This window comes from Pelotomaculum sp. FP (genome assembly GCF_004369245.1).
In the GTDB taxonomy this organism is placed as follows: domain Bacteria; phylum Bacillota; class Desulfotomaculia; order Desulfotomaculales; family Pelotomaculaceae; genus Pelotomaculum_C; species Pelotomaculum_C schinkii.
The window spans coordinates 13613-28826 of the sequence record NZ_QFGB01000052.1 but is presented as its reverse complement, the minus strand read 5'-3'; the positions used below and the strand labels follow the sequence as shown (position 1 = coordinate 28826).

Annotated in this window: 12 protein-coding genes and 2 pseudogenes; 1 reads left to right on the top strand and 13 read right to left on the bottom strand. The window is 43.6% G+C overall.

All coding sequences use genetic code 11. From position 1 onward, the window contains the following. Positions 1-264: 264 nt before the first annotated feature. The 13 genes and pseudogenes from Psfp_RS16555 to Psfp_RS16495 form a co-directional block, all read right to left on the bottom strand. The gene (locus Psfp_RS16555; protein WP_134219646.1) at positions 265-2004 is read right to left on the bottom strand and encodes a sigma-54-dependent Fis family transcriptional regulator; all 1740 of its coding nucleotides are present in this window, start codon (positions 2002-2004) and stop codon (positions 265-267) included. A gap of 508 nt (positions 2005-2512) precedes the next feature. Then, positions 2513-3136 carry a DUF4145 domain-containing protein gene (locus Psfp_RS16550; protein WP_134219645.1) on the bottom strand — a complete coding sequence of 208 codons (624 nt, stop codon included), beginning with the start codon at positions 3134-3136 and terminating at the stop codon, positions 2513-2515. Between the two features lie 10 nt (positions 3137-3146). After that, positions 3147-3427, bottom strand: a pseudogene (locus tag Psfp_RS16545) (FAD-binding protein); the annotation flags it as partial. Positions 3428-3706: 279 nt separating this feature from the next. Next, positions 3707-4455 (bottom strand): annotated as a pseudogene (locus tag Psfp_RS16540) (NUDIX hydrolase); the annotation flags it as partial. A gap of 76 nt (positions 4456-4531) precedes the next feature. Further along, on the bottom strand, positions 4532-4936 hold the full coding sequence (locus Psfp_RS16535; protein ID WP_134219644.1) for a hypothetical protein: 405 nt from the start codon (positions 4934-4936) through the stop codon (positions 4532-4534). 325 nt (positions 4937-5261) lie between these two features. After that, positions 5262-5807, bottom strand: a complete 546-nt coding sequence (locus Psfp_RS16530; protein WP_134219643.1) for a BMC domain-containing protein — start codon at positions 5805-5807, stop codon at positions 5262-5264. Between the two features lie 55 nt (positions 5808-5862). Next, positions 5863-7164: a 4Fe-4S dicluster domain-containing protein gene (locus Psfp_RS16525; RefSeq protein WP_134219642.1), complete on the bottom strand. Its 1302-nt coding sequence runs from the start codon at positions 7162-7164 to the stop codon at positions 5863-5865. Positions 7165-7282: 118 nt separating this feature from the next. Next, positions 7283-8065, bottom strand: coding sequence for an enoyl-CoA hydratase-related protein (locus Psfp_RS16520; protein WP_134219641.1), 783 nt, complete (start codon positions 8063-8065; stop codon positions 7283-7285). A gap of 64 nt (positions 8066-8129) precedes the next feature. Beyond that, on the bottom strand, positions 8130-8411 hold the full coding sequence (locus Psfp_RS16515; RefSeq protein WP_134219640.1) for a ferredoxin family protein: 282 nt from the start codon (positions 8409-8411) through the stop codon (positions 8130-8132). Continuing rightward, a complete protein-coding gene (locus Psfp_RS16510) occupies positions 8408-9703 on the bottom strand; it encodes an FAD-dependent oxidoreductase (RefSeq protein ID WP_134219639.1) in 1296 nt (431 codons plus the stop codon). The genes Psfp_RS16515 and Psfp_RS16510 overlap by 4 nt, the downstream gene beginning before the upstream one ends. Positions 9704-9720: 17 nt before the next feature. Next, on the bottom strand, positions 9721-10680 hold the full coding sequence (locus tag Psfp_RS16505; RefSeq protein WP_243120740.1) for an electron transfer flavoprotein subunit alpha/FixB family protein: 960 nt from the start codon (positions 10678-10680) through the stop codon (positions 9721-9723). Positions 10681-10689: 9 nt separating this feature from the next. Then, on the bottom strand, positions 10690-11457 hold the full coding sequence (locus Psfp_RS16500; protein WP_134219638.1) for an electron transfer flavoprotein subunit beta/FixA family protein: 768 nt from the start codon (positions 11455-11457) through the stop codon (positions 10690-10692). Between the two features lie 229 nt (positions 11458-11686). Next, entirely contained in the window at positions 11687-12826 is a 1140-nt protein-coding gene (locus Psfp_RS16495) for an acyl-CoA dehydrogenase (RefSeq protein WP_134219637.1), read from the bottom strand. Positions 12827-13320: 494 nt separating this feature from the next. On the opposite strand from Psfp_RS16495, the gene Psfp_RS16490 reads away from it, so the two are divergent. Continuing rightward, positions 13321-14877: an acyl CoA:acetate/3-ketoacid CoA transferase gene (locus Psfp_RS16490; RefSeq protein WP_134219636.1), complete on the top strand. Its 1557-nt coding sequence runs from the start codon at positions 13321-13323 to the stop codon at positions 14875-14877. The last annotated feature ends 337 nt before the right edge of the window (positions 14878-15214 follow it).

Here is a 15214-nt window from a genome sequence, read left to right as displayed (position 1 = left end):
TGCAACGGGGGCACCCGCCCTGCACACTTTTATACTTGACATAGTCCAGCCCCATAGACCGGGCCTTCAACCGGCACGTTTCACATAAATATATTTTTTCCCCGCCCTCCACCAGGATAACCTCCAGGTCTTCCAGGGAGGAAAATCATTGAGCTATCTTGTTTAGATAATCTGGCTGCACATATGGCTAGAGGAAGGTGGATAGAAGCCCATTAGAAAATACTCCTCAGTGGTGAGGAGCTTGAGCCGGGTGTTTATAATCATTTAATTGAACTTTTTATAAATACCATACCTACTCATTTTTTCGTAGAATGTTGATTTGCTTACTTGTAGCAAATTGGAGGCCGTTATACAATTACCCTTTGTTTTTTCCAGTGCTTTTAAGATCATATCCTTTTCCAATTGCTCCACAACTTCTTTCAGAGGGCGCACATCTTTAGATACTCTTACCATATCGTGTTTAGGTAGATAAGGTGCAACATGATCTTCGGTGATGATCTCATCCTCAACGATATTAAGAACCCGCTCTAAAACGTTTTCCAATTCCCTTACGTTGCCTGGCCAGTGGTAAGTGGTGAGACAGTCTATAGCTGATACATCAAGTGCTTTCCGGCAACAGTTAAGCCGCCTGATAAGTTTTTTCATTACTGCATCCGCCAGGAGGGGAATATCCTCCGGTCGTTCCCGCAGCGGCGGAATATTCAAACTTACAACATTTAACCTGTAAAATAAGTCCTCTCGAAACAGGTGTTCCTGAACCATTTTCTCTAAATTGCGGTTAGTGGCAGCCACTATCCGCACATCTATCTTGATAGGCCGGTTTCCCCCCAGCCTTTCAACTTCTTTTTCCTGCAAAACCCGCAAAAGTTTTACCTGCATGTTCATAGGCATATCACCTATCTCGTCCAAGAAGATGGTCCCCTTATTTGCAAGTTCAAATTTACCGAGCTTTCCACCTTTCCGGGCGCCGGTAAAAGCTCCGTCTTGATAGCCAAACAACTCCGATTCTAAAAGCTCTTCCGGCATAGCGGCACAGTTAACCTTAACAAAAGGGCCGCAAGACCTGGGACTTGAGCTGTGCAGGGCATGGGCAATAAGTTCTTTCCCTGTGCCGCTTTCGCCACGGATTAGTACTGTAGAATTATTTTTTGCTACCCTCAGGGTAAGTTTCTTCAGATCTCTCATTGAGCAACTATCCCCTGCAATATCTTGCAGGCTGTAACTGGTTTCATGATAAGATTTTATTTCTTCCTTATAATACTCCAATTCAGATTGCAACTGCCCCACTTTTTTTATTAGTGAACGCAGTTCGGAAACATCCTGGAACATCACTTTGCCAATCGCAGCCACTAGTTTCCCGTCAATTTTGATCGGTATACGGGAACATACTGCATTATGGCCGTTGATTCGCTGTATTTGCCCTATTTCCGGACGGCCTGTCTGCAGAACAATATGCAGTCGGGTATTTTCGATTACATCCTGAACATTTCGTCCCAATGCTTCTTCTTGCTTTACACCCAAGAATTTACAATAAGCCTGGTTTAACATAGTAATTTTTGCCTCTGTGTCAACTCCCACAATACATTCATAGTCGCTATCCAGAACCGTCTCAAGTAGTTTCATAACCTGGCGCGTGGATTGCAACTCTTTTGTTGTCTCCTGCAACTCTGTTATGTCCTGTAATACAGCGACCGCTCCTTCAATTGCACCGTTATATGTAATGGGTAGATGATTTGATATATAACAGCGTTCACCAATATACATCCGTTGTCCAGTTACACATTCACCTGTTTTTAAAACTTTTGTCAAATAGATACCCGGAGATACTTTTTGAATGTTACAACCCAGCAAATCTTTTTCCTTCTGTCCAAAAATACGTTTTGCAGCCTCATTTACAGAAACAATTTGACCGTCAACATCAACCACAATAATACCGCAAAAGCTCGCATCCAAAGCAGCTAACATAAGATTGGCGTTTTCTATTTTGGAAGTTGAACCCGGCATTAAGACCCTCTCCTTAAGACGGGATTTTGTTAACAGATTGCTTTAATTGTAAATATTCTCAAGTATACTAAAAAGTTAAAAATTTCACATTAATATTACTAGAAATAGCCCTTTTTGAGTCTACAAAAGAGGCTATTTTCAGACACCATAAAACTATATTATTATGTTATCACAAAAAATATAATTTTTCATTAATTATTCACTCAAGTTTCTCACTTGAAAAATAGCCTTAAAGCCTTGATATAACTGCTCTATTTCTCCTTTAATTTATAGAAAAACAGCAAAAGACACCCCTGTCTTGGCAAAATAGAGTTACCAGCAATATCCCAACAAGACGAAAGGATGTCTTTATGAACTCTATTTTTACCAGACCAATGTGCAGTTAAAAAACAATTTAACTCTTACGTGGATAATTTTTTCGCCAAGTACGAAATTGGCAAAACACTACTTTACTCCAACTATTTTCTCAGTATTAATACCTATGATCAAGTTAAGTAAAGAAAACAAATCAAGGTGAATCCCTTTTTATTATTTCTTCTTTCTTTGTTTGCGGCAACCTATCATATAGCTCTTTAATTTTTTTAGGTTGAGTTATCATAACATCTGCAACTATGTTGATTAATTCAAAAAGGCTTAAAATCATATCAGGATTATCATTTAAATCTATTGCCCCAGGATATACATCCGCGTTCCCAATAACACGAATAATATCCAGGGCCTGTTGGATTTGAAGAGGTAATCCTTTTTTTACAAGACTAGCGATATCATCATTCATATTTTTTCCAGGTTCACCAAGCAGTTTTGTTAGTTTTTGAACGCACAAACGTATTAATGCAAAAGCTCCACGTGGGGATTTATTAAAGATTGAACTTGCTTCGTTATAATCCGATATTATGTCTTCACCCAAATCAGGGTTGGGTGGCATAATGCCACCATTATCGGGATATATCATTTTTTCATAATGCCATAAAGAATACTTTTGGCAATTGCTGCAGAAGCATATCATAAGGTAAGCAATATTATAATTTGAAACATCATATCTTGTCGGATGCCAAGATTGCTGTGCATATGAATTACAATGAGGGCAAGTAAATACATCTTTTTTATACTGTGGCGGAGTAAATGGTATCATAACATTTTCCCTTTCTGTTGTTAAATTTCTTGGGCATAAAGCGCTGTCCCTTAGTATTCCGGAGGTACACACCCTCACCCCGCACTGCTTCTGAGATCAAAAAACGTTGTACGCCGGACAGGTTTAGCCAGTCGGGTGGAACTGGACAAACTCCATATCCATGACCTCCGCTCCGGCCCGGAAGGCAATAGCAATACCGTCCCCGGTTGCAATCTCGGGGTTGGTATTATGTTCGTCAAACTCTAGCTCAGTGTACTGCTTTACCTTATCTACTATTGCTCTAGCTAGCAGCCTCCATAAGGTCTTTGTCCATGCTTGTCATCATCACGATTTTAACTTCCTCAGTAATCTTCTCCCACTTTAGGGCTTCTCGAACTTCCAGCATATCGCAGACTTCTTGGAGAGTAAGATGTTTTTTTTGATATACCCAAAGCTAAAATCCCTCCCAATCGTCAGCATTAACTCGAGATCCCTTTTAACAGCGCGCGGTTTGCCAAAGACTTCCCGACACAGGAATACGGACCCGGGTTGGTGGAGCCCACATCAACTGCTATGCAATGGGGCTCTGGCTTGTTGAAGTTCAGGCAAAGTAAATATCTCTGGCATTAGGTTAAATGCAACATCTGTGTATCAATTTTGTTTCTTAGCCTTTCAAGTGCATACTCAATTATTTTTGCATGGTCAAACGCTATTCCATTTGATTCAACAACTGTTCTTTCTGTTTTGGTTGCGTTACCTTCAACTATTTTTACGGTCTTTACAATGGCAGAAAGGTTATCTCCTTCATTTGACAAGCTCAACTTGAAAAGTTTCTGTAGAATATATCCTCTTTTAGTTAAAGTCCTTTGCTCCTGATATAATTCACATGAAATAGCAAACCATTTAGCATCATCGGCATCATCACCAGCTTTTATATTAAGTGTTGAGCTGTCAACAAGTGACATGTAGGAAGCACTTATCACTCTTGTGCGTGGATCTCTGGATACATCTCCCCATGTATAAAGTTGCTCCATATATATGTCATCAATATTAGTTTCCTCTTTGAGTTCCCTTAGTGCTGCTTCATCCAAGCTTTCATCTATTTTTACAAACCCCCCTGGTATAGCCCATTTACCCATATAGGGATGGCCACCCCTTTTAATCAGAAGCAGTTTCAAAACTTTCCCTGGAAACATCTCGTAATTCTTTTCTTCCCCAGTTAAAGTAAAAATAAGTATATCTACTGTTACTGATAGTCTCTCATATTTACTTGCATCGTAGGTTAATAAGAATTGCTCCTCGGAAAGTCCCTGTTTATTTATCAATTTAGTTTGATGCATTATTACCACCCTAATTTGTTATTTGATATTATCAATTTATGTCAATGACCATTTGAATGATTAAACATTAAATATATTAAATTAATAAACTTTTCAATAAATTTCTAAGATAATCTTTAGTAAGGATTTTAGCTTCAAATGGCGACCGGGAAATAACTTGTTTCCAAATACCGTCCCTGTCACTCACAAATGTTATTTTCCCTTTTTTTGTTTTCAATTGTATGTTTCCAGTTGTCCCAACAGCAGACCTTACATTTGGTATAAACTCGATTCTTTTATCTCCCGCTATCAATATGAATTTTTTTGCATAGTAAGCGCCCAGGCTCTGTTTATAAATAGTCATATCCTCGTACAATGTAAATAACAGTTTTTCTTCAATTAAATCCGATAGCCAATCCTCAAGATGCCTATAAAATGATTTTATCCTCATGCACCATTGTTTATTAATTTCAGTTACTTTTTTCTCCGACTCATCTTTCAATTGTTTCTTTCTCCTCAAAAGATCGGCTAAATCACTCATCATTCCCCACTTCTTTCAGTACCATTACGTTATTAAAGGTAATCATATATCGTTAATACGGTATTAACTTCATTCACCTTAAAGTAGCCAGTAGATGGAGGATACGACTCTTTTGAAGAGCAACCGGAGCAACCATTGGGTTCTGACAGGTATTAAGGATGACCTTATAGTCATCCCTTATACCTTTTTGGTTGCCCTGCCAGAACCAAAGCGTTAAACTCGTTAAATTATAGCCACTTCTGCCCTTAATAACTGTTTACACAAATTAATTTACGTTCTCGTATTACTATTGAAGCATTGCAGCTAATTCTTTGTGTGGTGCAGGTATAACCGCCGTATTAACAATCATGCTGTCTTCCCCTCGCGCTTGAACGGCTGCTGAAATAGACGCGCTTACGGCAGAAGCGCTACCTGTCAGTAATACAAACGATTTACCTCCCAAACCGGTAGCCAGACGAATATCCATTAAAGATATATTCCCCGATTTAGCTGCCTGATCGGCCGATACAAGAGCCTGTGACAGCGAAAAAGTTTCAATGATACCAAGAGCCTCCACCCCGCTCAATTCCACACAGCCTGTAATAGCAGGTAAAACATCCTCGTGAACACTTGTTATAATCATGCTGTCTATCGCATTGATACCACCAGCATTATTACCCACCTGTACCGCCGTTTTCACATCCGCAATTCCGCCGCTAATAATGATGACATACTTGCCGGGGCAGACCGGTTGTGATTTGATAATATGCACATTTGCAGCCTTCAGCATTGCATCTGCTGCGGCAATACCCTGGGCAATACTGTTAAGCTCCACCATTCCCAATGCTTCCATTGTTATTGTCCTCCTTTCTTCTGCTTCAATTTATCAATAACGCCAAAAAACCTTTTTAACTAATCACAATAGAACTACTGTCTATGGACTGAACCGTGCCTGGAATTGATGCGTGGATATTGACACCAAGCTTACCTTGAGGAGGTTGTGCTATTACTTGTCCGACATTCACGGCATCACCGATGCTGACAACGGGTTCACAAGCTGCACCAATATGCATTCTTAAAGGCATCCTCACTTGATCAGGATAAATGGGTTCCTCATAGAACGGAGCTGCTACGTCATACTTTTTCAGGCCCAAACGTGCAATAAGCCGTTTTACCGGCACTTTTGAGTATTCCCGGCTTGGCATTGCCTCCTGCGGCTGCACTTTTTCAGGCTTCCTGCCGCTGCCTGCCATGGCCGCCTTTGCTTCGGTCGTAATGGCTGCAGGAGAAAGGCCGAATGGGCATGCGAAATAGGAGCACACTCCACAATTGCTGCAGGAGAAAAGCCCATTATCCTCGTATTTCTTTCCATATGCTGCGGCACGCATAGCTAAATGGGGTTTTACGTTAAGACCAAGCTGGTGACGTGGACATAATTCTGTACACATCATGCATTCAGCGCAAACAGTTCGAGCCATCTTATGGTTAAAGGCCTGTGGTGCGTCCTTACGCATTAAGTGCGGATGATTTTTCGGCAAAACAATAATACCGGCGGTTGTTTTTGTGACAACATTATCCCAATTCTTTTCGGTGAAGCCCATCATTGGACCTCCAATAATCAGGCCATAGTTATCTTCATTTTCAGGTCCACCGGCTAAACGGATACAATCCCGGAAGCTCATACCCAAAGGTGCTTCTATAGTCATAGGTGTCTCCACCTCTCCTATGACCGTGAGATGCTTATGTGTCACCGGAATATCCATTTGTGCTCGGGCAATATTGCGAAGCGTACTGCAATTCTGCACCACAACGCCTACATCTAACGGCAACCCGCCTACAGGTACAATGCGGCCGGTTGCATCACACACAAGCTGTTGCTCATCACCTGCAGGAAAATAATTTTTGAGTATAAAAACTTTAATACCGGGCATACAAGCGCTTTCCAATGCTGCAATTGCTTCCTTGTGCTTACCCATAATACACAGCTTACCTTCTTTTGCACCGCAAGCCTCCATTGCAAAGCGCAGCCCGTTTACAACATCGTCTGCAAAACGCAATGCTACTTGTTGGTCAATACGGAGAAGCGGCTCGCACTCGGCACAATTTGCAAGCACTATTTCTGCTTTGCAATTAAGCTTTGCATGTGTGGGAAAACCAGCTCCACCTGCACCAACTACACCAGCCTGCATACATTTATCATGAATCAGCATGGTACTCTCTCCTTAATTATTGCAGTATATTGTCAGTCAATGTATTTGATAGAGTCTATCTGATAGTGGTTTCCCTCGTATACACTAAATGCATCGAAATTCAGCAATTGTACTATCCCTAAAGGCCTTTGAAGGACGGTTTTTGTTTATTCAAGAAAGCTTTCATCCCAATGTCCTGATCTTCGGTAGTAAAGCAATCAGTCCAGAGTTCAATTTCATATTTGCACCCTTGGTCCAGACTCATTTGCAAACCGCGATGGATTGCTTCCTTAGCGTATTTTATAGCCAGGGGGCCATTGGCAATAATTTTTTTGGCCATGTCTACTGCCGCATCGATTAGTGTTTCCGGTGGCGCCACAGCATTTACCAGGCCGATGGACATCGCTGTTTCAGCGTCTATCATTCCTCCGGTCAAAATCAACTCGGTGGCTTTTCCTTTGCCAACAAGACGGGACAATCGTTGCGTGCCGCCAAAGCCTGGAATAATACCCAGTGTTATTTCCGGTTGCCCAAGCTTGGCTGTACTGGCAGCGATGCGGATGTCGCAAACCAGGGCTAATTCACAACCCCCTCCCAGCGCATAACCGTTAATGGCAGCAATTACGGGTATTGGCAGCTGCTCAATCATTCCATACAAGTTGTGTGCAACAATACTATATTCCCTGGCCTCTTGAGCAGTCATATCCACCATAGCGGATATATCTGCTCCGGCCACAAAAGCCTTGTTGCCTGCTCCGGTAATGATCAATGCCCTTACTTGATCATTTTTTGCCACGTCTTTGATAACTTGCTCCATTTGTTCCAAAACTTCCCGGCTTAAAGCGTTCATACTTTTGGGGCGATTAACTGTAACAGTAGCAATACCTTCCGCAACTTTTAAATCAATCAAAGTATTCTCCATTTCATAAACCTCCTGCTTTAATTAATTAAATAATTTTCTCCTAATAACTTACATTAAGCCACCTTTAACCATAGCGGAAGTTAATCCCGAAACCACCCCTGGGATATTGCCAGCTGATGGCTCCTTCCCTGGGACAAACAGCCCTGCATGTACCGCATTCAAGGCAACCGGCATAATCAAAACTAATTTCACCGTCTTTTTCTGTGTACAAACCTGCCGGACAGGCAAAAGTACAAGGCTTGTCCACACAAGCAGCGCATATATCCTTGTTTAAGACAATATGGGCTTCATCATCAACGGCAAATTTATTGATTCCCAGCAACTGTTCAATGCTCATACGTTTCACAGCAGTCGCGCTCCTTTCAAGCCATCCACGGCCAGTTGGGTCAAGCCGATCTTGCTTTGTTTGATCTGGCTGAATACTTTACCCAAAAGGCGTACCGGAGGGCCGCCGTCAACGGTAAACATTTTGCCCATAAGGCCTGTAACCAGTTGCGGATATGCTGTAAATATGCGCGGGTTTGCCATGAATTGGGGCGCCTGACGGTAGGCCACCAACTCTTTCATAACAAAACTTTCTTTTAATAACTGCTGGTACGTGCTTAGTCCTTGGCGCGAGAAATTGTTGTTGGCCCTGGCCGCCAAAACGGCTTTTGCAGCAGCTTCACCTGAAGCGATGGCGAAATCCACGCCCCTTACAATATAACCCAGATTGAGGACAAATCCGGCGGCGTCACCTGCCACTAAAATCCCGTCTCCGAAAAGTTGAGGCATCATATTCAACCCTGCTTCAGGTACCAGGTGGGCCGAATGCTCTACTATTTCTCCACCTTCAATTAAGGGAGCTATATGCGGGTTTTCCTTAAAATCTTCCATCAAATCTATTATCTTATATTGACTATGCTGCAGCGCTCCCGCGGTGACAACCAGTCCCAGGGATATGCTGCTTTTATTGGTGTATAGAAAACCACCGCCATGCATACCTTTGGTACAGTCGCCAACAAACAGTTGGGCTGCACCTTGGTTCCCGCTAAGCTGAAAACGATGGCTGATGGTTTCCTCAGATAATTGGATAACCTGTTTTATTCCGGTTGCCACCTGCTTTGGACTAAACTTTTTACCCAGGCCGGCCTTTTGTGCTATGAGCGAATTTACGCCGTCGGCTGCAATGACCACATCGGCCAGCATCCTGTCTTCGCCGGCCTGAATGCCCACAACCCGACCGTTTTCTCTAATGAGGTCATCAACCCGGATGCCGCAGGCAACCATAGCTCCCGCTTCTTCAGCCTTTGCAGCCAACCAGGCGTCAAAACCGGCTCTCAAAAGGGTGAAGGAGTGATATGGAGGGGTACCCCAATTTACCTCCTGAAAATCCAAAGAAACGCTCTGGCTTCCGTTCATAAAGGTTAGAGTTTCCTTTACCACAGGCCTCTCTACCGGGGCTTCTTCCCAGAAATTGGGCATAATTTTGTGCAGGGCATGGCTGTACATCCGGCCTCCAAACATGTTTTTACTGCCAGGAGTTGCCCCTTTTTCGATCAGAAGCACATCAAGGCCTTCCTTTGCCAGCAAGTAAGCTGCTGTACTGCCTGCCGGACCGGCTCCAATGATAATTGCCGCAAATTTTTCTTCTTCCATTTCCAACACCACTTGAATTATATTTTTTGGACGTTGCCAAATTCTTTAATCAGTTTGGGAACGACATCGTACAGGTCTCCCACGATGCCATAGTCGGAGGCATCAAATATAGGCGCATTTTCATCACGGTTGATTGCTAATATTACCTTGCTGTCACGTATACCGGTTATGTGCTGAATCTGCCCTGACACCCCAAGGCCAATGTAAAGATCCGGTTTAACCTTTTTCCCGGATATGCCCATATACACCTCTTCAGGCAACCAGTGCAGGTCTTCCGCTACAGGCCTGGAACAGCCTATCGTACCACCCAAAACACGGGCAAGTTCCTCAGCTAAAGCAATGTCCTCTTTCTTTTCGACTCCGCGCCCAACGCTGACAATAATTTTTGCTTCGGTTATATCCACTGCTTCCTGTACCTTCGGAGTCCGGTTAATGACCTTCACGGCAGAAAACGGCGCCGACGGCAGGCTGGTAATTTTTCCTTCTTTCCCTTCTTGTAATGGAGCTTGCTCAAAAGTCCGGGCAGGTATGGTAGCCATCTGGGGCCTGGTGGAGCAAACTATCTTTTGTATGGCCTTTCCCCCGTAGATTAAGCGTTCCATAACCAAAAATTTCTTATCTTGATCTAACGTAAAGGAATTACATTCCGTGCAAAGTCCGGTATTCAGGCCGGCCGCAATTCGGGTTGCCATTTCTTTTCCCCGCTTGGTTGCTCCAATGAAGAACACATCCGGATCAGCATTGCGGGCCGCTTCAACCATGACCGGAACATAAGCTTCAAGTGGCTGTTCCTTATTCAAAGAAGGCAGCAGCAGAACCTCGTCAGCCCCATGTTTAATGTATTCCCGAGCAAATTGTTCAGCAGCCGCTAAGGCCACCAAATTGACGCCCAATTCGTCAGCTAAATTCCGGCCGGCATTTAAAAGCTCTAAAGTTAGTTCGCAATTTTCGTCAAATATCCAGATCCCTGACATCATTACAACTCCTTAAGCTATTATTCCTTCTTTTAACAATGCGTCAATAACTGCTTTGATATCTACAGGTTCGGCCCCGAACCTCAAACGGCGTCGCTCCATGGTTGCCCCGAATACGCTGATCTCTCGCAGCCGCGGCTCATACTGTTGGCCCAGTTCGTTTAAGGTGACTTTTTCCACAGGCTTTTTGGCAGCCCCCAATACCTGCTTCAATGTAGGTATTCTAGGTGTGTTAATATCCGGTAGAACCGTAACCAGAGCCGGCAACGGTATCGCTACTACTTCCACACCGTCTTCAAGTTTGCGTTCGGCTATGATTGTTTTGTCTTCTTCAACATAGGTTAACTTGTTAACATTGGTTGCACATGGAATATCAAGCTTTTCCGCTAAGCCAGGACCTACTTGCTGGGCGTAAAGGTCACTGGACCCTTCTCCACAGATGATCAGGTCGTATTCCATTTTGCCAATTGTATCTGCTAGGATAGCCATTGTCTGTGAAGGTTCAAGATTAATAAAGGACGGGTCATTAATAAAACAAGCTTTTTCCGGACCGCGGGAAAGGGCGTCTTTTAGACTTTGCGTGGCTGAAGGCTCACCTACCGTCACAGCAACAACGCTGCCGCCATGCTCCTCCTTGAGGCGAACTGCTTCTTCTATAGCACTACGGTCGTAATCGCTAATTTTATAACCGACCCGGTCAAAAACGAGTTCATTTGAATTTGCCGCCACCTTGATGTCTGCTTCATCTTTAACCCACTTAAAGCAAGTAACTATATTCATTCGTTAACTCTCCCAACTCTATGCTTTTAATGTTAGAACCGGTTGTTGGCTTATTTGTCTTACTGGTTTTTCAACTTTTTGAAATATGTTCCGAGGGGTAGGATTTAGCTTACTCACAGATCTCTTTAAATAACAAGAACAATCCTGGCTTTCAACCAGTCCTACCCTCAAAGAACCTCACTAAAACAGCTATGGTTAGGAAATCCCGGGAGCTTACTCTAAAAATTCTTTAGCGCAACACATTGCTGGAAACTACCATTTTCATAACCTCGCTGGTACCTTCATATATCTCAGTGATTTTGGCGTCACGATACAGTCGTTCAACTTTATGTCCCTTGATGAAACCGATGCCGCCATGAATTTGTATGGCCCTGTTCGTATGGCGGGCTGCTGTTTCCGACGCAAATAGTTTAGCCATGGCTGCTTCCTTGTTGTAAGGCAAGCCCTGGTCATAACACCAGGCCGCGTGATAAGTCAGGAACCTGGCAGCCTGTACATCAGTTGCCATATCGGCCAGCATCCACTGGATCGCCTGGAATGAACTGATCGGCTTGCCGAACTGAACTCTTTCCTTGGAATATTGAATCGATTCGTCCAAAGCAGCCTGGGCAATACCCAGCGCTTGGGCAGCTATACCAATCCTGCCGCCGTCCAAGGTCATCATGGCAATTCTAAAGCCCTGACCTTCTTTCCCCAGCAAGTTCTCCTTGGGGATACGGCAATCTTTCATAACAACTTCTGCTGTCGCGGAACCACGGATGCCCATTTTGTCTAAATTCTCTCCCACTTTGAGCCCGGGTGCATTTCCAGGCACGATAAACGCGCTAAGTCCTTTTGTTCCTTTTGATTTGTCGGTCATAGCAAAGATGACAAAGACGCCTGCTACCGGAGAATTGGAAATAAACATCTTTGTACCATTCAAAACGTACTCGTCGCCATCCAAAACAGCAGTTGTACTTGCCCCGCCAGCATCGGTACCTGCCCCGGGCTCGGTCAAAGCAAACGACCCCAAGACTTCTCCCTTACAAAGGGGTACCAGGTATTTTTGTTTTTGTTCTTCGGTACCAAACTTAAATATAGGATAACTTGCCAGGGAAGTATGGCACTCAAGTGTAAACCCGGTAGTGGCGCAAGCACGGGATAGCTCTTCGACTACCATGATATAGGTCAGATAATCAGACCCGGCCCCACCGTACTCCTCGGGATAAGGGATGCCTGTCCATTCCTGCTCCGCCAGTCTTTTAACGTTCTCCATCGGGAAATACCCTTCCGCGTCAACCTTTTCAGCAATGGGCTCCACATACTTTTCACAAAATTCTCTGACACTGGCGCGTATGAGTTGCTGTTCCTCTGTTAGTTGAAAGTTCATAAATATCTCTCCCTTCATGATTATCTTGGAATATGAGATCTTTTGTAGGACTGGTCTACCTGCAATTGTTCGGTGCCCTCAAGTACGTATTCCGGCAATTCGGAATATTTCTGTCCGAAAGTCTGGAAATTTCCGCATCACCTCCCTTTAAAATTTTTTACTCAAGCTCATACACACCAATAATTTTGTTTTCCCGGTCACTTTAAGCAGGTAGACTAGTTCTTTACTATCGCAAAACTTATACCTGATTAAACCGAATGTAATAAATAAAATTTTCTAGTTTAAGCGAAAGCCGTCACTTTTAAGGTTTATGTACCTTATGCCGGCAATTCCAGGATTTATTTTTTAAGTTATGCTCTTCAGGTCCCTTGCAAAGAATGGCATATTTTTTGCGTTCAAAACTGGTGACTTTGGTATTGGTGTATAGTACAGGGGTTGGCCAGCCTACAAAACCAATAACAATCAAATAATTTATTCAAGAAGGTGAGGACAAAATGGCACCCAAGTTTTTGACTGCAGAGGAAGCAGTAAATTTAATTAAAACGGGGGATACGGTTGCTAGCGTCGGTTTTTTGGGAAGTTTGTTCCCGGAAGAATTGGTTATCGCATTGGAAAATCGTTTTTTAAATACCAGCACACCTCAAGATTTAACGCTCCTTTATGCGGCGGCCCAAGGCGATGGCAAGGACCGCGGGCTTAACCACCTGGCTCATGAAGGTCTGGTAAAACGGGTCATAGGCGGCCATTGGAACCTGCAGCCTAAGATGGGGAAATTGGCTATTGAAAATAAAATCGAAGCCTATAACCTGCCTCAAGGTACTTTAGCTCAACTATTCCGGGAAATATCAGCCGGGAGGCCGGGCGTCATCACTCACGTCGGGTTGGGAACTTTTGTCGACCCACGAGTAGAGGGTGGCAAGCTGAATGAGATTACCAAAGAAGACCTTGTTGAAATGATTACGGTAGGAGGTAAAGAGAAACTTTTCTACCCCTCGCTAGCCATTAATGTTGCTTTAATTCGTGCCACCAGTTCCGACGAATTAGGTAATCTAAGCCTTGAAAAGGAAGCTACTACGTTAGAAATACTGTCCCTAGCTCAAGCAGCTCGCAATAGCGGGGGCATTGTTATCGCCCAGGTGGAACGAATTGCGGCGGCTGGAAGTATTGATCCCCGCCTGGTAAAAGTACCCGGCATTTTAGTCGATGTTGTTGTTACCGCTCAACCCCATAACCACCATCAGACCTTTGGTGCAATATATAATCCCTCCTACAATGGTGAAATCCAGATACCTTTAACCCAATTACCTCAATCCCCCCTCGATGAACGTAAAGTAATCGCCAGGCGGTCAGCCTTTGAACTTCATCCTGATTCTATTGTCAATCTTGGGATCGGTATCCCTGAAGTAATTGCTTCTGTAGCCGCTGAAGAAGGAATAGCTGATTTTATGACCCTAACCGTAGAGGCTGGACCTGTAGGCGGGGTCCCTGCCGGGGGTTCTAATTTTGGCGCATCCACCAATCCCTATTGTATTTTAGACCAACCTTATCAATTTGATTTTTACGATGGAGGCGGTGTAGATATTGCCTTCCTGGGCATGGCGGAGATGGATAGCGAGGGCAATATCAATGTCAGTAAATTTGGGCCACGCATTACAGGTTGTGGCGGCTTTATCAACATCACTCAAAATGCCAAAAAAGTGGTATTTTGCGGTACGTTTAAAGCTGGAAAGTTAAAAGTCGGTTTTGACGGGGGTAAGCTTAACATTATTAACGAAGGTAAAGTAATGAAACTGGTACCAAAAGTCGAACAGATTACTTTTAGCGGCTCCTACGCTCGCCAGACTGGTCAAAAGGTACTGTATGTAACCGAAAGGGCGATCTTTGAGTTGACAGCGGAAGGTGTCATGCTTATAGAAATAGCTCCGGGAATTGATCTTGAACGTGATGTTCTACAGCAAATGGGCTTTAAACCATTAATTTCACCCTCATTACGAACCATGGATAATAGAATCTTCCTCTTTGCCCCCATGGGAATAAAACATAATCAATAATGCCAAAGATTAAGAGTAAAATCATGCCCACCGTACCTGTGACCGCTGTCTATCCTGGACGAGTATTTGGAAGAGTTGACCTTGCTTTTGGCAGAAGAACTGGGGAAAAATCTTGAAGAAGCCGGAGGAGACACTCTACAGGGCCATTGAAGTTGTAAAACAATCTTTGACCAAACCAAGCCGGGTATTTCATCGGGGGGTGTGAAATATTGGGGCGGTTAATGTGTGCATATCCGTTCCCATCTCTGATTTCCCATAAGATATAATCAAATAAAGCTTATTTTTGGCAATAGCATTAAAAGACAACGAATCTACAATAAGCTGCCCTATTATCATA

Coding starts and splice junctions, on each gene's coding strand:
- Psfp_RS16525 (WP_134219642.1), bottom strand. CDS start 7,164: ATGCTGATTCATGATAAATGTATGCAGGCTGGTGTAGTTGGTGCAGGT.
- Psfp_RS16530 (WP_134219643.1), bottom strand. CDS start 5,807: ATGGAAGCATTGGGAATGGTGGAGCTTAACAGTATTGCCCAGGGTATT.
- Psfp_RS16495 (WP_134219637.1), bottom strand. CDS start 12,826: ATGAACTTTCAACTAACAGAGGAACAGCAACTCATACGCGCCAGTGTC.
- Psfp_RS16505 (WP_243120740.1), bottom strand. CDS start 10,680: ATGATGTCAGGGATCTGGATATTTGACGAAAATTGCGAACTAACTTTA.
- Psfp_RS16490 (WP_134219636.1), top strand. CDS start 13,321: ATGGCACCCAAGTTTTTGACTGCAGAGGAAGCAGTAAATTTAATTAAA.
- Psfp_RS16510 (WP_134219639.1), bottom strand. CDS start 9,703: ATGGAAGAAGAAAAATTTGCGGCAATTATCATTGGAGCCGGTCCGGCA.
- Psfp_RS16550 (WP_134219645.1), bottom strand. CDS start 3,136: ATGATACCATTTACTCCGCCACAGTATAAAAAAGATGTATTTACTTGC.
- Psfp_RS16520 (WP_134219641.1), bottom strand. CDS start 8,065: ATGGAGAATACTTTGATTGATTTAAAAGTTGCGGAAGGTATTGCTACT.
- Psfp_RS16555 (WP_134219646.1), bottom strand. CDS start 2,004: ATGCCGGGTTCAACTTCCAAAATAGAAAACGCCAATCTTATGTTAGCT.
- Psfp_RS16500 (WP_134219638.1), bottom strand. CDS start 11,457: ATGAATATAGTTACTTGCTTTAAGTGGGTTAAAGATGAAGCAGACATC.